The sequence below is a fragment of the Pseudoflavonifractor sp. An176 genome, assembly GCF_002160435.1.
Classification (GTDB): Bacteria; Bacillota; Clostridia; order Oscillospirales; family Oscillospiraceae; genus Enterenecus; species Enterenecus faecium.
In genome coordinates this window covers 17,634-38,611 of the sequence record NZ_NFKO01000008.1, presented here as the reverse complement: position 1 = coordinate 38,611, position 20,978 = coordinate 17,634, and the positions used below count along the sequence as shown (strand labels likewise).

At 53.8% G+C, this 20,978-nt stretch carries 22 protein-coding genes; 13 read left to right on the top strand and 9 right to left on the bottom strand.

Annotated elements, in window-relative coordinates:
• Nucleotides 1-3: 3 nt before the first annotated feature.
• Genes B5F12_RS05915 through B5F12_RS05905 form a run of 3 tightly spaced genes read right to left on the bottom strand, consistent with a single transcriptional unit; the run spans nucleotide 4 to nucleotide 1,004 of the window.
• Nucleotides 4-324 (bottom strand): hypothetical protein, encoded by a 321-nt coding sequence (locus B5F12_RS05915; protein WP_087231737.1) that lies wholly within the window; start codon nucleotides 322-324, stop codon nucleotides 4-6.
• Nucleotides 317-715, bottom strand: a complete 399-nt coding sequence (locus tag B5F12_RS05910; protein ID WP_087231734.1) for a hypothetical protein — start codon at nucleotides 713-715, stop codon at nucleotides 317-319. Before B5F12_RS05910 ends, B5F12_RS05915 begins: the two co-directional genes overlap by 8 nt.
• A 22-nt stretch (nucleotides 716-737) precedes the next feature.
• On the bottom strand, nucleotides 738-1,004 hold the full coding sequence (locus B5F12_RS05905; protein WP_087231731.1) for a hypothetical protein: 267 nt from the start codon (nucleotides 1,002-1,004) through the stop codon (nucleotides 738-740).
• Between the two features lie 81 nt (nucleotides 1,005-1,085).
• Between B5F12_RS05905 and B5F12_RS05900 the strand changes: the two genes are divergently transcribed.
• Nucleotides 1,086-1,544, top strand: coding sequence for a YfcE family phosphodiesterase (locus B5F12_RS05900; protein ID WP_087231728.1), 459 nt, complete (start codon nucleotides 1,086-1,088; stop codon nucleotides 1,542-1,544).
• Between the two features lie 305 nt (nucleotides 1,545-1,849).
• On the opposite strand, the gene B5F12_RS05895 is transcribed toward B5F12_RS05900, so the two are convergent.
• Genes B5F12_RS05895 through B5F12_RS05880 form a run of 4 tightly spaced genes read right to left on the bottom strand, consistent with a single transcriptional unit; the run spans nucleotide 1,850 to nucleotide 4,309 of the window.
• Nucleotides 1,850-2,074: a DUF378 domain-containing protein gene (locus B5F12_RS05895; RefSeq protein WP_087231725.1), complete on the bottom strand. Its 225-nt coding sequence runs from the start codon at nucleotides 2,072-2,074 to the stop codon at nucleotides 1,850-1,852.
• Between the two features lie 60 nt (nucleotides 2,075-2,134).
• Nucleotides 2,135-2,536, bottom strand: coding sequence for a cytidine deaminase (cdd, locus tag B5F12_RS05890; protein WP_087231721.1), 402 nt, complete (start codon nucleotides 2,534-2,536; stop codon nucleotides 2,135-2,137).
• Nucleotides 2,537-2,553: 17 nt separating this feature from the next.
• Entirely contained in the window at nucleotides 2,554-3,351 is a 798-nt protein-coding gene (locus tag B5F12_RS05885; protein ID WP_087231718.1) for a ZIP family metal transporter, read from the bottom strand.
• Nucleotides 3,352-3,394: 43 nt separating this feature from the next.
• Nucleotides 3,395-4,309: a LysR family transcriptional regulator gene (locus tag B5F12_RS05880; protein ID WP_087231715.1), complete on the bottom strand. Its 915-nt coding sequence runs from the start codon at nucleotides 4,307-4,309 to the stop codon at nucleotides 3,395-3,397.
• Between the two features lie 78 nt (nucleotides 4,310-4,387).
• Here B5F12_RS05880 and B5F12_RS05875 point away from each other — a divergent pair, with 78 nt between their 5' ends.
• Both B5F12_RS05875 and B5F12_RS05870 read left to right on the top strand, forming a co-directional pair.
• Nucleotides 4,388-5,488, top strand: a complete 1,101-nt coding sequence (locus tag B5F12_RS05875; RefSeq protein WP_143482340.1) for a YeiH family protein — start codon at nucleotides 4,388-4,390, stop codon at nucleotides 5,486-5,488.
• Nucleotides 5,489-5,507: 19 nt separating this feature from the next.
• A complete protein-coding gene (locus B5F12_RS05870) occupies nucleotides 5,508-6,407 on the top strand; it encodes an NAD(P)/FAD-dependent oxidoreductase (protein WP_087231710.1) in 900 nt (299 codons plus the stop codon).
• 122 nt (nucleotides 6,408-6,529) lie between these two features.
• Here the strand turns inward: B5F12_RS05870 and B5F12_RS05865 are convergent, their stop codons facing one another.
• Both B5F12_RS05865 and B5F12_RS05860 read right to left on the bottom strand, forming a co-directional pair.
• Nucleotides 6,530-6,802: a DUF6110 family protein gene (locus B5F12_RS05865; protein ID WP_087231707.1), complete on the bottom strand. Its 273-nt coding sequence runs from the start codon at nucleotides 6,800-6,802 to the stop codon at nucleotides 6,530-6,532.
• Between the two features lie 175 nt (nucleotides 6,803-6,977).
• Entirely contained in the window at nucleotides 6,978-7,898 is a 921-nt protein-coding gene (locus tag B5F12_RS05860; RefSeq protein ID WP_087231704.1) for an AraC family transcriptional regulator, read from the bottom strand.
• A gap of 450 nt (nucleotides 7,899-8,348) precedes the next feature.
• Here B5F12_RS05860 and B5F12_RS11705 point away from each other — a divergent pair, with 450 nt between their 5' ends.
• From B5F12_RS11705 to isdE, 10 genes are all read left to right on the top strand, one after another.
• Nucleotides 8,349-8,531 carry a hypothetical protein gene (locus B5F12_RS11705; RefSeq protein ID WP_143482339.1) on the top strand — a complete coding sequence of 61 codons (183 nt, stop codon included), beginning with the start codon at nucleotides 8,349-8,351 and terminating at the stop codon, nucleotides 8,529-8,531.
• Nucleotides 8,532-8,824: 293 nt separating this feature from the next.
• Nucleotides 8,825-9,607 carry a ZIP family metal transporter gene (locus B5F12_RS05845; RefSeq protein WP_087231698.1) on the top strand — a complete coding sequence of 261 codons (783 nt, stop codon included), beginning with the start codon at nucleotides 8,825-8,827 and terminating at the stop codon, nucleotides 9,605-9,607.
• 28 nt (nucleotides 9,608-9,635) lie between these two features.
• Nucleotides 9,636-10,442, top strand: a complete 807-nt coding sequence (locus B5F12_RS05840) for a class I SAM-dependent methyltransferase (protein ID WP_087231695.1) — start codon at nucleotides 9,636-9,638, stop codon at nucleotides 10,440-10,442.
• A gap of 258 nt (nucleotides 10,443-10,700) precedes the next feature.
• A complete protein-coding gene (locus B5F12_RS05835; protein ID WP_087231692.1) occupies nucleotides 10,701-11,318 on the top strand; it encodes a TetR/AcrR family transcriptional regulator in 618 nt (205 codons plus the stop codon).
• 93 nt (nucleotides 11,319-11,411) lie between these two features.
• On the top strand, nucleotides 11,412-13,214 hold the full coding sequence (locus tag B5F12_RS05830; RefSeq protein ID WP_087231690.1) for an ABC transporter ATP-binding protein: 1,803 nt from the start codon (nucleotides 11,412-11,414) through the stop codon (nucleotides 13,212-13,214).
• Nucleotides 13,215-14,969: an ABC transporter ATP-binding protein gene (locus tag B5F12_RS05825; protein ID WP_087231687.1), complete on the top strand. Its 1,755-nt coding sequence runs from the start codon at nucleotides 13,215-13,217 to the stop codon at nucleotides 14,967-14,969.
• A gap of 264 nt (nucleotides 14,970-15,233) precedes the next feature.
• Complete coding sequence (locus B5F12_RS05820) at nucleotides 15,234-16,073, top strand: hypothetical protein (protein WP_087231684.1); 840 nt, start codon at nucleotides 15,234-15,236, stop codon at nucleotides 16,071-16,073.
• Nucleotides 16,074-16,536: 463 nt separating this feature from the next.
• Nucleotides 16,537-19,128 carry an NEAT domain-containing protein gene (locus B5F12_RS05815; RefSeq protein WP_087231681.1) on the top strand — a complete coding sequence of 864 codons (2,592 nt, stop codon included), beginning with the start codon at nucleotides 16,537-16,539 and terminating at the stop codon, nucleotides 19,126-19,128.
• An 18-nt stretch (nucleotides 19,129-19,146) separates the two neighbouring features.
• Nucleotides 19,147-20,046, top strand: coding sequence for a heme-binding Shp domain-containing protein (locus B5F12_RS05810; protein ID WP_087231678.1), 900 nt, complete (start codon nucleotides 19,147-19,149; stop codon nucleotides 20,044-20,046).
• A 15-nt stretch (nucleotides 20,047-20,061) separates the two neighbouring features.
• The gene (isdE, locus tag B5F12_RS05805; RefSeq protein WP_087231675.1) at nucleotides 20,062-20,967 is read left to right on the top strand and encodes a heme ABC transporter substrate-binding protein IsdE; all 906 of its coding nucleotides are present in this window, start codon (nucleotides 20,062-20,064) and stop codon (nucleotides 20,965-20,967) included.
• Nucleotides 20,968-20,978 lie beyond the last annotated feature (11 nt).

Sequence of the window (20,978 nt, the reverse complement as noted above, 5' to 3'; positions counted from 1 at the left end):
GGGTTATGTTTTTTCCTCATCGCCCCCCAGACCCAACAGCAACATAAGCCCCAAGGTGATGACCAGTTCCAGGTTATCCCCCTCTAAAAAGAGAAACAGCAGAATGAGCACCAGGAGAATGTCGCCCGTGTCGATGTTTTCCAGGGAGAAATGCTTTCCAAGCCCGTCTAATAGCTGCGTCAGGCCCCCGGACACCTCTCGAAAGAGGGCGTTGTTGGCCGGGGGCGTTGGCTGGCTGTGGGGCCGCTCCCGTCGGGGCGGCTCCTGGGCAGGCTGGTCGTCCAATACCATCCAATCGTCATCGTGTAAGTAGTGGCTATACATGGTCATCCTCCTTTGCCCGGAATAGCTCTAGTCCGCTGCGGATGAGCACCGAGAGTTTGGCGATTTGGATGGCTTTGTCCAGCTTGGCGTACCGCTCCGGTTTCACAAAGGGCCGCAGGGCCTGGAGCAGAGCGGTGCGCCGATCGTCCTGTCTACCCATTTGAGAGAAGAGTTTGGCCGCTGTGGACAAGATTTTAGGGTCCAGCTGCCCCACACTCCCCAAGAACCCGGACAAGTCAGAGGGGGCAGAGGGCGGGGAAGGGGCCGGAGCGGAAGCGGATGGAGAGGCGGAATTCTCGCCCCCCTCCAGAGATTTGGCCAGAGACATGATCTGTTCCATGGCCTGGGGATTGGACAAAATCCCCTCCAGTTTTTCTTCCCACTCCGCCATTGGCTCCCCCTCCTGTTTGTGGCTATTGGTTGAGATGTTGTTTCATCTTCTCCATGAGTTTGGCCCCTTCCGGGTCCCGCATCAGCTTGCGAATGGCGGAGACCAGGGAAGCGGAATCCCCCTGAGCGGCATGGTTGGCCGCCTGTTCCAGGTCGCCGCCGGTGCTCTTTTGCAGCATGGAGAACAGCTGTTGCGTCTCCGGGGCGTTACGCAGCTCTTCCAGCTTTTTTTGGTCGGACAGCAGCTGTGCGGCCTGCGGATTGTGGAGCAGACCATTCAAGTTTGCCATGGCAATTCCTCCTCTACGGCAGGAGAGCCCTTCTGGCTCGCCTGCTCTATTATATGAGTAAACAAAGAAAAGGTGACTACCATGAAAATACTTGTATTCTCCGACTCCCACAGCGCCATGGGCAAGATGGTGGAGGCCATGGAGCACGAACGGCCCCATCATGTCTTCTTTCTGGGCGACCACTACCGGGACGGTATCGAGCTGTCCCAGCTGTACCCGGATATCCCCATGGACATTGTCCGGGGCAACTGCGACTGGGGCAAGGGCCCAGACCTGCGGGTGGTGGAGCTGGAAGGAGTGCGGTTCCTCCTCACTCACGGACACCTGCAATACGTAAAAAGCGGGCTGGATGAGCTACTCCAGGAGGCAAAAAACCGCCAGGTGCAGGTGGCTTGCTTTGGACACACCCACCTAGCCAAGGTGGTGTACCGGGAGGGTATCTACCTGATGAATCCCGGCTCCGTGGGCGGCTGCCACGCCCGGGAAGGGTACGGGGTCATTGAGGCCCTGGGCGGTTCCGTGAATTTGTTGTTAAAATAAGCAGATAAAAACCTCATATCTATGTAAGAAGGATACATCTGCTTGTATCATCAACGGGCCCTCGGCAGAGTTTTCCCGCCCAGGGCGGGAAAATAAATCAAAATCTGTTTTTCCCGGGGACATGCGCATCGGGAAAAACACTTCTCAGCCCGCCAGTGTGGCCTTGGGTCGCCCTTTGACCCAAGGCTGCATGCAGCGGGCTGCAACTCCTCGAAAAAATGCTGGCATTTTTGAGAAGCGTGTCGAATGGTTTCGACACGCTTAAAAATCCCCCGACTTTCAAAAGTCGGGGGATTTTTACGGACTTATCCGTGATAGGTCTGTCGGTTGTCATGGTGTTCCATGGGACGGAACAGCAGGGTGATGCACCACACAGCGGCCAAACCCACCAGCGCATAGATGGTGCGGGCCAGCCAGTTGCCGGAGCCACCACAGATCAGGGCCACCAAGTCAAAGTTAAAAAGACCGATGGCGCCCCAGTTCAGACCACCGATAATGGCCAGGGACAAGGCTAATTTGTCTAAAAACACGTGAAAAACCTCCTTTTCTCTGCCACTGGTAGTATGGGCAGGGGAAAGGAGGTTTATTCATCAAACATCGTTGAGCTGCTCAGGGCCAAAGCCGTGGGGCATCAGTTGCTCCAAGGTTACTTCCTGATAGCTTTGGTCTCCTCGGGCCACTAAAATACGTAAATTTGGTTTGAATTCATACAACATTTGACGACAGGCGCCGCAGGGCCAGCAGTAATCTTCTCCCCGGGAGATCACAGCCAGGGTCTCCCAGTCGTGGGTGTGTCCCTCGCTCACCGCCTTAACTAGCGCCGTGCGTTCGGCACATAGGCACTGTCCATAGGCCGCGTTTTCCACGTTGCAGCCAGTAAATACCGTCCCGTCCGAGCACAGCAGCGCCGCCCCAACCGGGAAGTGAGAGTAGGGGGCATAGGCCCGGTCCAGCATGACGTGGGCTAGAGCGACCAGTTCACGGTCTGTCATAGTTGTACCACCTTTCATTAGTGGGGATGTACGTGGATGTGCAGATGGCTGGAGATGAGCAGCAGACCCAGGGCAAAGCCAATGATGGTGGCCAGAATGGCCCACTTGGACCGCCACTGCTGGTAAGCCTCGGGGAGTAGTTCAAAGAACACTACATACAGCATGGCGCCGCCTGCAATGCTCATGGCCACGGATAGGGCCATGGGGGTCTGGTTGCCGATGAAGTAGCCCAGCAGAGCGCCCAGCACCGTGGGAGCGCCGCTAAGAGCGGCCACGCCAATGGCAGACCAAGGCTTGGTGCCGTCGTGGAGGAGGGGGACCGCAATGCTCATGCCCTCGGGGATGTTGTGAAAGGCGATGGTGACAGCGGTGAGCAGGCTGGCATAGCAGATACCCTGTACCGCCACGGTGGTGCCCACCGCCATACCCACCGGCATGTTGTGCAGGGCCACGGCGGCGGCCAGCACAAACCCGGCGGTCTTCAGGTCATGGTGGCCGCAGGCACAGTGGTGGGGGTGGTGGTGATCTTCGTGGTGCATGCTCTTGTCAATCCAGGCGTTGAGGGCGAAGGTAATGAGAAAGCCCAGCACCAGGCATACAGGGGGAATGATGAGCTGGTCCACCTGCTCCATGGCCTCGGGAATCATGTCGAAGCAGACAATACACAGCATCAGCCCGGCAGTGAAACTCAAGAGCAGGCTGGTGCCCTTGGGGGACTCCCGCTTGAGCAGCAGAGCCAGCAGGCCACCCAGGGCCAGGCCTCCCACACCGGTGACCGTAGAGAGAAGAATGAGATAAATGAGTTGGGAATGCATGGTGAAACTCCTTTGCAGTTTGGTTGCGCTAACGCCAATGGTATCACTGGACGGGGACTTCGTCAAGGGGGCGTTGACAGTTGCTGTGAAGTTGCTGGCAGATCTCCCGGTATTCCTGGGCAAAACAGCTGTTTTTGCTCCAGATGAAGGTGAACTCGTGGTGCATCTGGAAGTCGGAAATGGGAATGACCTTCACTTTCCCCTCTTTCAATAGGTCTTGCACAGCGGCCTGGTAGACAAAGGCGATGCCGCAATCCTGGAGCAGCAGCCCCACAATGCTGTGCATGTTCTCCACCTGGGCATAGTGGGAGAAGTCGGATACACTCAGATTGAAGGCTGAGAGGTATTTCTCCAGAATTTCACGGGTGCCCGACCCCTTCTCTCGAATGAGCAGCCGCTCCCCCAGCAAATCCCGCAGGGAGGACACCGGCTTTTGAAAGACGTGGCCTTTGGCACATACCGGAAGATATGGCTCCACCCGGTCTACCAAAATGTCGAAGTCGTCCTGGGAGACATAGCCTTCCACCAGGGCGAAGTCGATCTCCCCGGCGTGGAGCAGGTCCACCAGCATTTGGGTGTTGCCATACCGCACCTGGACATTCACGTCTGGGTGCTGTTTGAGATACTGGGACAGAGCAGGGAGGATGGCATACTCTCCGATGGTACGGGTGGCGCCGAACACCAGAGTTTTCCCCTGGGACCCCGCCTCTTGCATCCGCCGGATCAGGGCTTTCTCGTCGTTGCGCAGGGAACCCATGGTGCGCAGCAGCACCTTACCGGCCGGAGTGAGGGCAATTCGTTTCCCATCCCGGAGAAAGAGCGGACAGCCATAGGTCTTCTCCAGAAAGCGAATGTGTTGGGAGACGGCGGGCTGGGTGATGTGCAGCTCCTCCGAGGCGGCGGTGAAGCTCATATGCCGACATACACTTAAAAAGGTTTCAATGCGAAAGTCCAGCATGGGGAGACCCTCCTCGTCAATCATCCCCTATATCATAACGGAAATTTATCTATATATCAATATAAATAATTTTATTTTTTGGAAGAGCCATATTATAATGCACTTGAACAACAAGAGAGACCAAAATCAGAGAAAGGTGGAATAACGTTGCAGTTCGTGAAAAAGAATGGATATGGAATTTTGCTGTGCCTGGCCATAGCGGTTCCATCTTGGTTTGCAGGGAAAGCATTCCCGATTATTGGTGGGGCGGTCATCGCCATTTTGGCCGGCATGGTGATCACCTTAGTTTGGAAGTGGCGGGAGCCCGTGGACAGCGGCATCAAGTTCGTCTCTAAGAAAGTGTTACAGTGGGCGGTGGTGCTCCTGGGATTTGGAATGGACCTGAACGTGGTGATTCAAACCGGACGCCAATCGTTACCCATCATCGTGTGCACCATTACGGTGTCCCTGGTGGTGGCGGTTCTCCTCAGCCGATGGATGAACATCCCCGGCAAAGTGGCCACCTTGGTGGGTGTGGGGTCCTCCATCTGCGGTGGCTCTGCCATCGCTGCCACCGCCCCCGTCATTGACGCCGACGAAAACGAAGTGGCCCAGGCTATCTCCGTGATTTTCTTCTTCAATGTCTTGGCCGCCTTGATTTTCCCAGCGCTGGGCCAGCTGGTGGGCTTTGATACCACCTCTGGCGAGGCCTTCGGTATCTTTGCCGGGACGGCGGTGAATGATACCTCTTCGGTCACGGCCACCGCTGCCACCTGGGACAGCATGTGGAATCTGGGTACCCAGACCCTGGACAAGGCTGTGACTGTGAAGCTGACCCGCACCCTGGCCATTATTCCCATCACTTTGGTGCTGGCTCTGATGCGCACCCGGAAGGAGCGGGGCAACGGCGAGGCCAAAATTCAGATGTCTAAAATCTTTCCCTTCTTCATTCTGTTTTTCATCGCCGCATCGGTGATTACCACGGTGTCTGTGAGCAATGGGATTCCCGCTGCGGTCTTTGATCCCCTGAAGGAGCTGAGCAAGTTCATGATCGTGTTGGCCATGGCTGCCATCGGTCTGAACACCAACATCATCCAATTGGTCAAAAGCGGCGGTAAGCCCATTGCCATGGGTGCCTGCTGCTGGGTGGCCATTACCGTTGTGAGTTTGGTCCTGCAATTTGCCCTGGGCCTGATGTAAAAAGAGAGGAGTATGCGATATGTATGATATCATTGTGGTGGGCGCTGGCCCCGCTGGGATTAGTGCTGGTATTTACGGTGTCAGCCGTGGCAAGAAGGTTTTGATTCTGGAGAAAGGCGAGGTGGGCGGTCTCATCGGGAAGGTCTCTACGGTTACCCACTATGCAGGTATTATCCCTGGAGAGACGGGAGTCTCCTTTGCCGCCCGGATGCGGGAACAGGCGGAGAGCGCCGGAGTGGAAATCCGCCAGGAGACGGTGGAGCAGGTCCAGATGCAAGGAGACGTGAAGACGGTGGTCACAGACCAGGGACAGTATACCTGCAAGAAGCTCATCCTGGCCAATGGTACCACTGGGCGCAAGCTGGGGATTCCCGGAGAAATGGAGTTGGCAGGAAAGGGAATGGGCATGAACGCTGCCAAGCACGGGGCCAACTACGCAGGAAAGCATGTGTACGTGGTCGGTGGTGCTGACGGCGCTGTGAAAGAAGCCCTGTACCTGGCCAGCCTGGCAGAGAAGGTGACCATCATCCACTTCGAGCCCCAACTGGGCTGCATTGCGGAGTTCCGAGACAAGGTGAAGAAGACCCGCAACATCCAGTTGATGCTCAACACACGCCTGCACGCCGTCCGCGGGGAGAACCAAGTGGAGCAGCTGGACCTTCGCAGTGAGGTGGACGGCTCCATCACCACCGTGGACGATCCCGGGTGCGGCATCTTTGTCTATGCCGGGACGGTACCCAATACCCAGCTGTATACGGAGCTGGAGCTGCAAGACGGCTACATCCCTGTCAACGACTGGATGGAGACCCGCATTCCTGGTGTCTACGCCGTGGGAGACATTCGGGTGAAGCAGGTGCGTCAGGTGGCCACGGCGGTGGCAGATGGAGCTACTGCCGCAGTTCATGCCTGCATAGGTTGAGCAAAAGTCAACGAGGAGCAAGCATACGCTTGCTCCTCGCAGCCTGTCGAAAAAGGCCACCAAAAGGTGACCTTTTTCGACAGGCAGAGGGAGCCGCCCATGCGGCTCCCTCTGCTGTTTTCTTAGGCGTCCACCTCGTCCAGCTTGGAGGCAGCAGTTTCCTCTGCCTCCTTGGCAGCGCGAGCTTCATTCAAGTCTTTGGCAGAGGCAAGAATGTCAGCAGCATTCTCCTGTACCGTGGTTACGGTCTCCATTACAGAATCCTTCATGCGCAGTCCTACGGCAGTGGCATGAACGTAGGCTTTTTTTGCGTCCTTGCTGGACAGCAGTTTGATCCCGAAGGATCCAAACAAGGCTCCGCCTGCAAAGCAGGCCAATTTGCTATAAATACTCATGGTAACCCATCCTTTCCCTTACTTTCTCTTGTAGCCTGTCACCATGACCATGATCATACAGATGACGGCCCCCCAGGCCCAAAATCGATGCTGCTTCATTGGCGTCACTCCTTTTGTTCCAGGCTTCTTTGGAATATCTCATCATTATAGCAGCAAAGTAGGACACTTTTCGTTGTCAAATCGGACGCGAGATTGCGGTTTCTGACATTTTTCTCAGTCGGCTTGGGGTCATACCATAGAATCGTTTGAATGTTGCATTGAATTGACTGATTCCGGTGTAGCCCACGGCTTGTGCGATTTGGTGGATGGGGAGTTTGGATGTGCAAATCAGTTTATGGGCCTGTTTCATGCGCTGTTCTACCAACCAGCTATGGACGGAAACCCCATACGCACGGTGAAACCATTCCTTCAAAAATGTGGGGGAAACAGAGCATTGTTTGCAGATGTGGGGGATGGTGAGTTTCTCCCCCAAATGGGCCTGCATATACCATGTGGCCTCCAAAATGCTCTGGGGGACATAGCGATGGACATTGGTACCTGGTGTATGAGAAACTGGTACTTTGGAGCAGAGCAAATATAACAATTCCACAGCCTTAAATACGCAATACCGATCCTGAGCTTCTTTCGACAGGTTCAGAAGATCCTGAAACAGTGCTTGGGACCAGGAGGTTCCGGATATGACCATATGCCCCCTGTTTGAAATCATCTTTTCTCTGACGATTCTAGTGTCGAGTTCCATTCCCATTGTGGTACAGATAGAGGAAAAACTGTCCTTTGCCAGCTTTGCATCTACCGCCACCAGTACACCACACAGGTCTGGGCTACACTGGCAGGAGAGAAGCCATGAGGGGTCTGAGAGAAGAAGAATATCTGACGTTTCCACGGTATAGGGCTCTGCTTGATCAGGATGAAGGAAAAGCCGACCACCGAAACAAAAGAAGGCTTCAAAATGCAGAGGCTTTCCCACCACCGGAATGGGCAGTTGTCCATTTCTGCTGGACCTTGTCAGGGAAAAGTGACAGATCTGGACTCCAGGCATACTGACACTCCATGAAATTTGGTGAATCCGTTGACTTTGTAGATATTCTCGCAACATGTTCTCATCCCGCCTCACGATAAAACAGACCTTTTCCGAGAGCAAACGCCAGTGGTTAGCGCACACTAACTGGATGATACATCATAATACGACAAGATGCAAGAATTTTCTGAATACAGGGAACAGAGGAGATGGAATCATGCTTGTCATAGCGACTTCTGCTTCCAGCCAAGGAGAAGCGCCGAGTTGATAATGACCAGGACGGAACCCGCATTATGTACCAGCGCTCCCACAACCGGCCCTAATACACCGGTGGTGGCAAGGACGGTGGCCAAAAAATTTAATCCCATGGAGAAGGTAAGATTTCGCTATGCAAATGGTCTTATGATTGACATGGATAGAGTCGTGTGGTAGAATTTAATGCAGTTAGCGATAGCTAACTGCAAGCGTTCTATGTTCTGATCATTCTCGGAACACAAATAATACAAACTATAATGAAGGAGTGTTTTTATGCTGGAACACAAGAATACCAACGTCATGAATACTAAGGTTTCCGTCGAGAAAGTTGATTTACTGCATTTTGATCCCTTCAACCCCAATGGCCATTGTTGCTGCGGCGGGCACGGTGGGCACCACTGTTGCGGAAAACATCATCACAATCATGACAACAGACCGGATGAAATATCTGATTGATGCCGAATGGATACTATTACTGATTCATGATTTTTACGCTCGACTTTTCTTGATGGGTCGTTTTTTGATGATACATGAGTCATATAAGCGCAAGTAAAAGTGAAAATGGGAGCGTACTCATCAGAGCTGTCCGATGGGGACGCTCCCGTTTTACCTTCGAACAGTTAGAGCACTTTTGGAGCGGCAGGTAAGCAGCCTGTTGCTGACGCTCGGCGCACTGGAGGTGTCCATGCATATCCAGATTGTCCAGGTAAACTTTGCGAACAAATACCATGACCAGATTGGAGGATCGTATGTCAATGGAACTATGGCAAGGCCTGCTGATTCCTTTTGTTGGGACAACGCTGGGTTCGGCCTGTGTCTTTTTTATGCGAAACAATTTGAGCGAGCTGGTACAGCGTGCGCTTACCGGCTTTGCGGCAGGAGTGATGGTGGCCGCTTCCATCTGGAGTCTGCTGTTACCTGCGATGGAGCAGGCAGCAGATATGGGCCGATGGTCCTTTGTACCTGCTGTTGCGGGTTTCTGGCTTGGTGTTCTATTTCTGCTGGGGCTGGATCGGCTGATTCCTCATCTGCACCGCGGCAGTTCGGAGGCAGAAGGGCTCAAAAGCAGTCTTGGAAGGACAACCATGCTCACTTTGGCCGTGGCACTGCACAATATCCCAGAAGGAATGGCAGTAGGCGCGGTCTACGCCGGGTGGCTTTATGGAGACAGTGGGATCACGCTGGCGGGGGCGTTAGCTCTTTCTTTGGGAATCGCCATTCAGAACTTCCCGGAAGGCGCTATCATATCCATGCCTTTGAAGGCGGAAGGGTTCTCAAAATTCCGCTCCTTCCTGTATGGGGCGTTGTCCGGTGCGGTGGAGCCGTTAGGCGCCATCCTGACCATCCTTCTGGCTGGAATTTTAGTCCCGGTACTGCCCTACGCCCTGAGCTTTGCCGCAGGAGCGATGATCTATGTGGTGGTGGAGGAATTGATCCCGGAAATGTCAGTGGGAAAGCACTCTAATGTGGGAACCATTCTGTTTGCAGTTGGATTTACCCTCATGATGACACTGGATGTGGCGCTGGGCTGAGGCTAGTTGCTTGGAAGGAGGATAACGAATGTCCCATTTAGGCGTTGTGGAAGATACGCTGTTTGTCCCTATGCTGGGTAGGCTCTATGCCAGCGAACATTGCCCGCAAATCCTATACGATAAAAAGGCGCTGGAGTTGAAGGAGAAGCTGCCGGCTGGTCTGCTGAAGCCGGGTGACCAGAACCAGTACACCTTGCTGGCCTCCGCCGTTCGGTCAGCCAATATGGATCGGTTCATCCGGTCATTTCTGGGACGCAGGCGGGACGGGGTCATCGTCCAGCTTGGATGCGGTCTGGAAACCACATATCATCGCTGCGACAACGGCCGCACTCGCTGGTATGCTGTGGATTTGCCTCATGTGGTGGAGTATCGGCGGGAGTTGCTGCCGGAGCCGGAGCGGGAAACCTATGTTGCTGCCGATGCCTTTGATGACGACTGGATCAGGCGGATCCGTGCCAATGTGCCGGATGCTCCCCTCCTTGTCACCGCTGGTGGGCTGTTCCACTATTTTGAGGAAGCCAAGGTTATGGGGCTGCTTCGAATGCTGCAGCAATTCGGAGAGATAGAACTTGTCTTTGATGCTGTGAGCAAAAGCGGCATGGCCATGATGCGGAAAAAGTACATGAGGCAGGTAGGCCACGGCGATGCCCGGATGTTTTTCTATGTGGATGAAGCCTCGGAACTGACCGGGAAAATCGGCGGCGGGGTCGAGATTCTTGCCCAGGAAGCTTATTATCGCCATATCCCCAGAGATGGTTTGCGATTCTCCACAAAGGCCAGTATGGCAGTTTCTGATCGATGGTGCATGGTGAAGATGATACATCTGAGGTTATAAAACGACCATTTTGCCCATATTTTATCGCAGAACTTTCTGGTAGCGTATAGGTGAGCAGTATACTATGTTTTGGTGGACACGGAGTAGTAGAAGTTTATACAAAAGGATAGGAACTACGTTTGGTATGATATAAAGGGATTGCTGTGTTAATTTTATACAGCAATCCCTTTTGCGATATTTCTTCCACTGCCTCTTGACAAAAAATGCTCACCGCTCTATTATAACAGTGTTATATGTCACTGTTATATGAGGTTGTATATGGAAGAAAAATCGACTGCCACGCTGGAGAGAATCCAGCAGGCCGCTATGGAGGAATTTACAGAGAAGGGCTTTCAGGGCGCATCTCTGCGGCAGATTGTGAAGCAGGCTGGTGTCACCACCGGCGCATTTTACGGCTATTTCTCCAGCAAAGAGGCGCTCTTTGCATCCATCGTGGAGCCCCACGCCGCTGCGCTGATGGGCCGGTTCATGGAAGCCCAGACCTCCTTTGCCGAGCTGCCGGAGCAGGAACAGCCGGAACACATGGGACTGGAGTCCAGCCAATGCGTCCATTGGATGGTGGACTACATCTGCGACCACCGAGAGCCGGTGAAGCTGCTGCTGTGCAAGGCCGAGGGCACCAGCTATGAGCATTTCGTCCATAATATGGTGGAGGTCGAAGTGGAATACACCCTCCAATACCTGGAGGTACTCCACCGTCTGGGGCATGAATGCCCCCAGCTGGATGCACAGCTATGCCACATCATTGCCAGCGGAATGTTTAACGGCATTTTCGAGATCGTCGTCCACGACATGCCCAAGGAGCAGGCCATGCGGTATGTGGACCAGTTGCGGGATTTCTACACTGCCGGGTGGTTGCAGCTGATCGGCCAGTAACATACCGCCAATCTTTTTCGTAAGATCGGGGCTTTGCCCCTTTCTTTTTACACAAATGGTTAGCGATAGCTAACCATAAAAGGAGGAATATTTGTGAAGGAAAAGAAGCAAAACGCTCTGACCGTTCTGCTGGGATATGCGGGCAGCCACAGGCGGCTTACCTTCCTGGGGCTAGGACTGTCAGCAATATCCATGGTGTGCAGTATGATTCCCTATCTCTGTATCTGGCTGGCGGCCCGAGATTTGATTGCCGTGGCGCCGGATTGGACGCAGGCCCAGAGCGTGACGCGCTATGGCTGGATCGCCTTTGCTTTCGCGGTGGGCGGCATCCTCATCTACTTCCTGGGTCTGATGTGCACCCATCTGGCGGCGTTCCGCACGGCGTCCAACATCCGCAAACAGGGCATGGCACATGTGATGCAGGCTCCGTTGGGCTATTTTGATGCCAATGCTTCCGGTTTGATCCGCAGCCGCCTGGACGCAGCGGCCGCCGATACAGAAACCCTGCTGGCTCACAATCTGGCGGACATCGTGGGCACAATCACCCTGTTTCTTGCCATGCTGGTGCTGATGTTCGTGTTTGATTGGCGTATGGGTGCGGCATGCCTGCTGTCGGCGGTGATCTCCATCCTTGCCATGTTCAGCATGATGGGCGGCAAAAACGCCGAGCTTATGGCGGAATACCAGGCGGCCCAGGACCGTATGACCAAAGCTGGCACGGAATATGTACGAGGCATCCCGGTGGTCAAGATCTTTCAGCAGACCGTCTACTCCTTCAAGGCCTTTCAGCAGGCCATTGAGGAGTACAGCGCTAAGGCGGAGTACTATCAAGGTGATGTGTGCCGCGTTCCGCAGTCCATCAATCTGACCTTTACTGAGGGCGCCTTTCTGTTTCTGGTACCGGTGGTGCTGTTCCTGGCTCCCGGCGCACTGGCTTCGGGTGATTTTGCGGGACTTGTCACAAACTTCGCCTTCTACGCCGTATTCTCTGCCATCATTTCCACGGCACTGGCCAAGATTATGTTTGCGGCTTCCGGTATGATGCTGGCCAACACCGCTCTGGGGCGTATCCAGCCGGTCATGGACGCACCGATGCTGCCGGTGCCGAATCATCCCCAGACGCCCAGGGACAACCGGGTGGTATTCCGGGATGTGAGCTTTACCTACGACGGCGCGCAGTCTCCCGCCCTGTCCCAGGTCTCCTTCACCGCCGAGCCCGGAGAGACCGTGGCGCTAGTGGGGCCTTCAGGCGGGGGCAAGACCACCGCCGCCAGTCTAATTCCCCGGTTTTGGGACGTGGACACCGGTGCCGTGGAAGTGGGCGGCGTGGATGTACGCCAGATCGATCCCCATGTGCTGATGGATCAGGTCGCTTTTGTGTTTCAAAACAACCGCCTGTTCAAGGCCAGCATTCTGGAAAATGTTCGGGCGGCCCGTCCCAATGCCAGCCGGGAGCAGGTGCTGGCCGCCCTGGAAGCCGCCCAGTGCGGCGACATTCTGGAAAAGCTGCCTCAGGGGCTGGATACTGTGATCGGAACCGAGGGGACCTATCTTTCCGGCGGCGAGGCGCAGCGCATTGCGCTGGCACGGGCCATTTTGAAGGATGCCCCTATTGTGGTGCTGGATGAAGCCACCGCTTTCGCGGATCCGGAAAATGAAGCCTTGATCCAGAAAGCCTTCGCTCGGCTGACAAAGGATCGTACGGTTATCATGATCGCCCACCGACTCTCCACCGTGGTGGGCGCGGATAAGATCCTGGTGCTGGAGGGTGGCCGGGTGACAGAGCAGGGCACCCACGGGGAGCTGATTGCGGCAGGCGGATTGTACACCCGGATGTGGGCCGACTATAATCGGGCGATCCAATGGAAAATGGAAAGCGGCAAGGAGGGAAAATAAATGTTCGGAGCAAAATTTCAACGGAAATATGCCCTGACGGATCAGGGCGTACAGAACACCAAAAAGGGCACCTTTTGGACGGTGGTCGTCAATCTGGTGGTCATGGGCGGGGTCAGCATCCTGTACCTTGTGATGTCCGGCCTGATGGCATCTCTGACCGACAGTGCCTCCTTGACCGCCTCTCTGCCTGTACTGGCCGGTCTTGTGGTGTTTGCGCTTCTTTCCTTTCTCACCCATTTCCAGCAGTATAAGGCCACCTACGGTCTTGTGTACGGCGAAGTCAAAGCCACCCGGCTGGGTTTGGCGGAACGGCTACGCAAGCTGCCCCTTGGCTTTTTCGGTAAGCGCGATCTGGCCGACCTGACGGAGACCCTGATGGGTGATGTCAACCGCATGGAACATGTCTGGAGCCATGTGCTGGGCTACCTGTACGGCTCCTACATTTCCACCGCCGTGATTGCGGTCTGCCTGCTCTGGTATGACTGGCGGCTGACCATTGCCTGTCTTTGGGGAGTTCCGGTAGCGTTTGGCCTGCTGTTTGGAAGCCGGAAGCTCACCGAGCGCCGGGCTGAGCAGACCAAGCACGCCGCCGTGCGGGTTTCAGATGGGATGCAGGAGGCGCTGGAACATGTGCGGGAGATCCGTGCCACCAATCAGGAGGAGCGTTATCTTGCGGGGCTGTACCGGAAGATCGACGACCATGAACGGATCATGATCCGCGGCGAGCTGGTTACCGGCCTGTTCGTCAACGGGGCCAGCGTCATCATGCGGCTGGGCGTGGCAACGACGATCCTTACGGGCGCGGGGCTAATTTTGTCCGGACAGATCGACTTCATGCTGCTGTTCCTGTTCCTCATGGTCATTACCCGTATCTATGCGCCCTTCGATCAGAGCCTTGCGCTGATCGCCGAGCTATTTGTCTCCCAGGTGTCGGCAGACCGGATGAACGCTCTGTTTGAGACACCCATCGACGAAGGGGCGGAAATCTTCCAGCCCAAGGGACACGACATCGTATTTGACCATGTGGAGTTTGCCTATGACAAAAAGGCTGTCCTGCACGATGTCAGCTTTACCGCCAAAGAAGGCGAGATTACTGCACTGGTCGGTCCTTCTGGCTCCGGTAAAAGTACCTGCGCCCGGCTTGCGGCGCGTCTGTGGGATGTCACCGGGGGCGCCATCAAAGTGGGCGGGGTGGATATTGCCACGGTGGACCCAGAGGTGCTGCTGACCGATTATTCCATGGTTTTTCAGGATGTGGTGCTGTTTGACGACACAGTGATGGAAAACATCCGCCTGGGCAGGCGCGGCGCCTCCGATGCGGAGGTGATGGCCGCAGCCAAAGCCGCCAACTGCGAGGAGTTTGTCAACAAACTGCCCCATGGCTACCAAACGCCCATCGGAGAAAACGGCGCAAAGCTATCCGGCGGCGAGCGACAGCGCATCTCCATCGCCCGTGCGCTGCTCAAGGACGCGCCCATCGTATTGCTGGACGAAGCCACCGCCTCTCTGGACGTGGAAAATGAGACCAAGGTACAGGGGGCGCTCTCGAAGCTTCTCGCCGGAAAGACGGTACTGGTCATCGCCCACCGGATGCGTACTGTGGCTGGGGCAGACCATATTGTTGTTCTGAAAGACGGTTGTGTGGACCAACAGGGAACCCCGCAAGAGCTGATGGCAGAAGGTGGCCTGTTCCGACACATGGTAGAGCTTCAGAACGAAAGCATTCAGTGGCAGTTGAATCGGGCAGGCTCATAATTCTTTGTGCAATCAGGAAATGAGAGAAGCCCACAGTTCGAAAGGAGCTGTGGGTCTTTCTCTTGGCAGCAATTCTGTTGTCCGGTAGATCCAAAGCCTGTTTGTGCGTACGTGCAGAAAGCACTTCCTTGACAAGTGGGAAAAACAGGCGTATAGTTAACTCGAAAGTTAGCATAAGCTAACCTCGGTTGAAAGCCTAAGTTATTCGCCCATGCGCATTCCGTTTTTGCAGCATGAAGGGATGAGAGAGAAGGGAAGATTGGTATGTCAGAAGCATTGACGCCATTTCAAATTCAGCTGTTGCTGTACTATCTGGAGGCAGAGCCGTCCAAGCGTACGGTCACCGATTCTGCCAGAAGCCTGGGGGTAGGGAAATGGGCCATTACCCGTGCCATGGATGCCATGGAGAAACAGGGAATTGTAGAACGGCTGGAACACCGCAAAACGGCCCTCACCGTACCTGGAATCAAGCTGGCGGAGCAATACAGACGTAAATTCTGTGTTTTTCATCGATATATGCAGTACCTAGATGTCCCATTAAGTCAAATTCGAGAAAATGCGCTGCAGGGGCTGGCAGCGGGGTTTTCTGACGCATTTATGGATCGGCTCTCCGAACAGGAGAGCCGTATGGAAATCAAAGAACACTTTACAGGCCGTCAACGATTTCATGGCGGCGAAATTTGTGACCTCCTGGAAGACGGAAGCTACCACTTTCCGTTTATCATCTATCGAGAGCAGATGAAAAATCACAGCAATATCTCTATGGCAAATCAAGGTTTCGAGCATCCCTGTGAGCTGATGGTGAAGGATCACCAGGGACTGGTATATCTCACCGTCAAAACTGTGTCGGCCCAGTCGGCATCCAGCGGCAAGCAGATGGAGGGGCGGATTCAGAAGCTGCAATATCTATGCGACGGGGAATTCCGGGACGGTGGAATGGACGGACGCTACATATATTTCCCAGCAACTGCGCTACAGTTTATCTCTATGGGGAAAGGTCGTGACACGTTGCTTCATGGGAGCGTGTGCCTGAAGATGCAGTGCAGTGTGGGGGAAATGCATATGCCAGAGAGTACAGCAGTATTCACTGTGTTCATCCATTAAACACGGTGTTGCCCGAAAGATAGAAATTTTCTGTTGCACAGTTGCTCCAATCTTGATTTCTTTGTGGCTAAAGGATTTCAGGCGTTTTCTAATGGGGAAAAGATAGGTTTGTAGCAGAAGTGCAACAAAATATTCATTGACTACACTGGAAACAATGGATATACTATGCGTGCTTTAGGAAATGTTTGAGGTCCAAAGAGAAGAATATATATGGCGATTTACAGATCGACGAAATCCGGCTCCTTGTGGAGTTATTTTTTGGCCGGGCAGTTAGTTTCGGCTAATCGCTTGCCTGGTGAACAGTCTAACATACCTAAGGTGGAAGGTGCTGTATCATGTGAATAGAAATAGGAGGTGGTTTGATCCCAAATTGCCGTGTCAGCGGCTTTCTTTTTGTATAGTGGTTAGCAATTGCTAACAAGAAATCGTCAGTTTTTTCTTAGGAAAGAGAGGGGTTGCTTCTATGTGGATTGGAAAACGTATGGCCAAGCAGGGCACATCTGCCGTTTTGGCAGCAGCTATGGTAGCCAGCCTGGGTAGCAATTATGGATTTGCGGACACTGTCCATGAGATAACCTACCCAGAAGGCTCCAGAGTTGTTCAGCGACTGGATGCGCCTGTGGAAGACGGGGTATACACCGCTTCCTTGAACTTAATGAATGCAAACAGTAGTGGACAGTACTCGATGGGAAACGCAGCACTTCGAGGCAGTGAATCGTTTCTGCAAAAACATCCCGACGACACCCAATACCAGGCGCTCTTGGTAGTGGAGCAGGGTACAGCCACTGCAATCGTAGAGTTTATGCCTATGGGGTATATTGGGCAGTATGGCTTTATGATGGAGTTGGAATCTGTCCAGGCAGAAGTTTTAACGAAATACGGGTATCCCGACGACAATTTCTGTACATACACTTCTGCAGAGCTGTTGACCCAACACCGAACACAAGATGGGAGCGTCGTGTATGATGCCTATAACAATCCAGAATCTGAAATGGTGTATGATGGGTCTAATCCTGATACCATGACACGACCGGCTGGATTTGGGCATGATGAACCTCGATTGATTGACATTGACAACCTGCCCTATCAGCATATGATGGCCTTGGATGTGACTCCCGTTGTGGTGGCCAATCAGTCCGGTGAGTTTGACATTCCGCAGAATAGCAGCGAGTTCACAGTCAACAATGCAGCCTATGTGCACGTATTTGTTCCCATTATGTTCTCTATCAGTCCCACATCTGGAGACCAGTATGCCAGACTACAAGTGGATTGGAGCAGTCTTACTGAGGTGGAAAATGCTCAGGAAAATGTAAGTTATCAGCTTTGGAAGGCTAAGAATATTTCCAAAGGGAATTATACGGAAAGCTCCTATCAGGCTTTGCAGGAAACCATCGAAGATGTGAGTGGTAAACTCACCAATATATGGCCCGATTCCACGCTGGAGATGTCGGGAGCTGGCTTCCAGGCAGTTCCTGTGCTGAATCAGAAGGAATTTACGGTTCAGGAGCAGCAGGACATGGCCTCTGCTATTGCTGCTGCTATAAGCGAATTGGAAGAAAAAGGAGATAAGACATCCCTCCGTGCCCTCATCGAGAAAGCGGATGTTTGCCAAGAGTCTCAATATACCCCTGAAACATGGGAACCCTTCCAGGTTGCGCTGGCTGCAGCAAAACAAGTGGAGCGGGACGACAATGCAGGTGTCTCCGAAGTTACGCGTGCTGTGAGTGAGCTAGGAAACGCGTTGGAGGCTTTGGTGAAGCGCGCCAATACGGACGAGTTGAAAACTATTCTGGAACAGGCGAGTGTTCTGAAGAATGAAGGATATACGCAGGCTACTTGGAGCGCATTGCAACAGGCCATTGACCACGCTCAGCGAGTGCTGGACAACGCCAATGCCACACAAAGTGAGGTGGATACCCAAGTTCAGGCACTGCAAACCGCTATGGATAACCTGAGAAAAGAGGGGGAGTTGGATCGACATACCCTGGAGGATGGGGTCTACTCTGTTTACGGTGAAATGTTCAAGACAAACCAAACGGATTACTCCATGTCCAATGATGCCATCCACCATACCTTGAAACTCACCGTGGAAGACGGTAAGTACTATCTGACAATGGATTTTCAAGGTCTTTCTTATCTGAATCAATATGGGTATCTGGCGGAACTGGCCTATTATGAAAATGGCTATCAATACGGCGCTTATGGTGATTTGCAGGGAACTGTGGTGCCTGCAACCGTGTTGTCCACACAGAAAAATCCAGATGGAACGGATATTGTGGATGAATTCAATCAGGCGGGTGGGATTTATGCTGGAAAACTTTATCCAGATCAAATCAAATTCCCCCTGGTATCGGATGCTCTGGAGGATGAGCAGGGATTCGTGCCGCTTCAGGTATTTGTTCCGGTCATGGAGGACATCTCCGCTGGATCTGGTACTCAGGATGTATTACTGAAGTTGGACTGGTCTACCTTGAAAAAGACCACCGAGGATGATCCTAACTTCCAGCCGGAAGAACCTGTGGAGCAGTCCCCCGCCGTCAACGTCACCGACACCACCACCGGCATCAAGGTAGAGGCTGACAAAGGTGTGTTTCCTGAGGGCGTCCAGCAGGTGGTGACCCAGATTACCTCCGGGGAAGTCTACGAAAAGGCTGCTGAGCTGCTTGCCGACATGGGCAAGAAGTTCCGCCTGTTCGAGATCCATTTTGAGCTGAATGGTGTTGAGGTTCAGCCCAACGGTGTGGTCACCGTGTACTACCCCATTCCCGAAGGATATGATGCTGACAAGGTGGTTTTGTATCGAATCAATGAGGACGGAACCAAGACCCTGGTTAAGGGTACTGTGGAGAATGGCTACTATAAGGTGCTGACCAAGACCTTCAGCACCTACGCGCTGGTGGAGCAGGGCAGCACCATCACGGATGCGGAAAACAGCGCAAATGTGAATGGCAATCCCGACACCGGTGATCGTGCAAACGTAGCTCCCTTTGTAGTGTTGACTCTGTCCTGTGTCGGACTGATGGGGATTCTGCTTGCCAGAAAAAAAGAACAATGATATAGGGAGATTGATGTTATGAAGAATACCGCAAGAGAAGCTGTTCGAGGGCTTTGCGGTATGGTGGCAATGCTCGCCCTTGCGGCGAGCATTGTTTCCATGCCTGCATCGGCAGCTTCCCACGGCATATATACTGCCACCGCTACCGCCCACTACCGGCATCCAACCACAGGAGTCATCGAAGACTCTGGCGGAGAGAATTCTGCAGTACTAGGTCAGTCCATGACAGAAAGTGCTACCAATAAAAAGGCTCTGGTAGAGGTAGATGCAAGTGGTAACACATGGATCACCGTTCGCTTAAATCTAATGGACAACATTCAATCACCCAAGTTTCAGGTGGATGGACGTTCCGTTTCTGCCAGTCTGATGCAAGAAGACTATGGCAGCAATACTGCAGATTTTCGCTTGAAAGCCAACAGCGAGAAATCTATCATCCGCTGCAATATGTATGTGACCCCCATGGGCCGTGAGGTCATCTTTTACATTACCGTGGGCAATCTGAAGTCCGGTTCTGGGGATTTTGTTACCAGCATCTCGGTGGAACAGCCCAAAGCTACGGCTGCCCCTGCGCCTTCAGCCACCAAGACCCCGGCAGCGGCTTCCACGCCCACCCCCACCAAGGCCCCGGCAGCCCCGGCTACCCATACGCCTGAGGCCACAGTGGCTCCCTCCGCTACCCCGGAGCCTTCTCCCACTACAGACCCAGAGGCCCAGTCCAGTGCCAGCGGCCTGGAGGAATTTGACGCCTCGGGCAACGCTGTGGAGGAAACCCAGGCTCCTGAAAACACCGACTCCTCCTCCGGCTCTCCCGTTCTCTGGTGGGTCATTGGAGGGCTGGTGGTCATCGCAGCTGTGGGCGGCGGCGTGTGGTACGTCTTCTTTGTAAGAAAGGGCAAGCATCCCTTTGGTAAGAAGTGAGGGAAGGAGCCGAGTATGAAACCAAGAAGACTTCTGTCTCTCTGCCTGGCGGGAATGCTGGCCCTGTCCGCCACCGGCTGTGTCAACCAACATCCGGAGCAGAACACAGATGACGGTTCAGACCAGGTGCGTATTGTAGCAACCTCACCTGCTGCGGTGGACATCTGCGACAAGCTGGAACTGGATCTGGTGGGTGTGTGCTCCTCCACTCTGAGTACCATTCCCGAACGATATCAGGATGTGACCACTGTAGGGACGGCTATGAGTCCGGATTTGGAAATTCTCAAATCTTTGAACCCGGACTATGTGATTTCCCCCAACAGCCTGCAAAGCGATTTGCAGCCCAAATACGCCTCCATTGAAGTCAACTCCCTGTTTCTCAATCTGCGCAGCGTGGAGGGAATGTATGCCTCCATCGAGGGACTGGGGGAGAAGTTTGACCGGGAGGAACAGGCCCAGGCTCTGGTGGAGGAATACCAGCAGTTTATGGAGGAGTACCGAAGCCAAAATGAGGGGAAAGAACCCCCCACGGTGCTGGTGCTCATGGGTCTGCCCGGTTCCTACATTGTGGCCACGGAAAGTAGCTATGTGGGCAACCTGGTCAAACTGGCCGGTGGGGTCAACGTCTATGGAGATGGGGACGGCCAGGAATTCCTCACCGCCAACACCGAGGACATGAAAACCAAGGAACCAGATATCATTCTCCGGGCAGCCCATGCTCTGCCCGAAGACGTGGTGGAGATGTTCCAAGATGAATTTGAAACCAACGATATCTGGAAGCACTTTGAGGCGGTGCAGGAGGGGCGTGTCTATGACTTGCCCTATGACCTGTTCGGCATGAGTGCCAAGTTCAACTACCCCGATGCGCTGGAAGAGCTGCAGCCGCTGCTCTACGGCGAGGGAATAAAGCAAAATCCATAAAGGAGGCAAGA

Excerpts from the sequence above, each read along its gene's own strand:
- B5F12_RS05845 (WP_087231698.1), top strand. The coding sequence starts at position 8,825 with ATGTCAATGGAACTATGGCAAGGCCTGCTGATTCCTTTTGTTGGGACA.
- B5F12_RS05915 (WP_087231737.1), bottom strand. The coding sequence starts at position 324 with ATGTATAGCCACTACTTACACGATGACGATTGGATGGTATTGGACGAC.
- B5F12_RS05835 (WP_087231692.1), top strand. The coding sequence starts at position 10,701 with ATGGAAGAAAAATCGACTGCCACGCTGGAGAGAATCCAGCAGGCCGCT.
- B5F12_RS05910 (WP_087231734.1), bottom strand. The coding sequence starts at position 715 with ATGGCGGAGTGGGAAGAAAAACTGGAGGGGATTTTGTCCAATCCCCAG.
- B5F12_RS05860 (WP_087231704.1), bottom strand. The coding sequence starts at position 7,898 with ATGTTGCGAGAATATCTACAAAGTCAACGGATTCACCAAATTTCATGG.
- B5F12_RS05870 (WP_087231710.1), top strand. The coding sequence starts at position 5,508 with ATGTATGATATCATTGTGGTGGGCGCTGGCCCCGCTGGGATTAGTGCT.
- B5F12_RS05905 (WP_087231731.1), bottom strand. The coding sequence starts at position 1,004 with ATGGCAAACTTGAATGGTCTGCTCCACAATCCGCAGGCCGCACAGCTG.
- B5F12_RS05815 (WP_087231681.1), top strand. The coding sequence starts at position 16,537 with ATGTGGATTGGAAAACGTATGGCCAAGCAGGGCACATCTGCCGTTTTG.
- B5F12_RS05820 (WP_087231684.1), top strand. The coding sequence starts at position 15,234 with ATGTCAGAAGCATTGACGCCATTTCAAATTCAGCTGTTGCTGTACTAT.
- B5F12_RS05825 (WP_087231687.1), top strand. The coding sequence starts at position 13,215 with ATGTTCGGAGCAAAATTTCAACGGAAATATGCCCTGACGGATCAGGGC.
- B5F12_RS05810 (WP_087231678.1), top strand. The coding sequence starts at position 19,147 with ATGAAGAATACCGCAAGAGAAGCTGTTCGAGGGCTTTGCGGTATGGTG.
- B5F12_RS05880 (WP_087231715.1), bottom strand. The coding sequence starts at position 4,309 with ATGCTGGACTTTCGCATTGAAACCTTTTTAAGTGTATGTCGGCATATG.
- cdd (WP_087231721.1), bottom strand. The coding sequence starts at position 2,536 with ATGACAGACCGTGAACTGGTCGCTCTAGCCCACGTCATGCTGGACCGG.
- B5F12_RS11705 (WP_143482339.1), top strand. The coding sequence starts at position 8,349 with ATGCTGGAACACAAGAATACCAACGTCATGAATACTAAGGTTTCCGTC.
- B5F12_RS05865 (WP_087231707.1), bottom strand. The coding sequence starts at position 6,802 with ATGAGTATTTATAGCAAATTGGCCTGCTTTGCAGGCGGAGCCTTGTTT.
- B5F12_RS05885 (WP_087231718.1), bottom strand. The coding sequence starts at position 3,351 with ATGCATTCCCAACTCATTTATCTCATTCTTCTCTCTACGGTCACCGGT.
- B5F12_RS05840 (WP_087231695.1), top strand. The coding sequence starts at position 9,636 with ATGTCCCATTTAGGCGTTGTGGAAGATACGCTGTTTGTCCCTATGCTG.
- isdE (WP_087231675.1), top strand. The coding sequence starts at position 20,062 with ATGAAACCAAGAAGACTTCTGTCTCTCTGCCTGGCGGGAATGCTGGCC.
- B5F12_RS05900 (WP_087231728.1), top strand. The coding sequence starts at position 1,086 with ATGAAAATACTTGTATTCTCCGACTCCCACAGCGCCATGGGCAAGATG.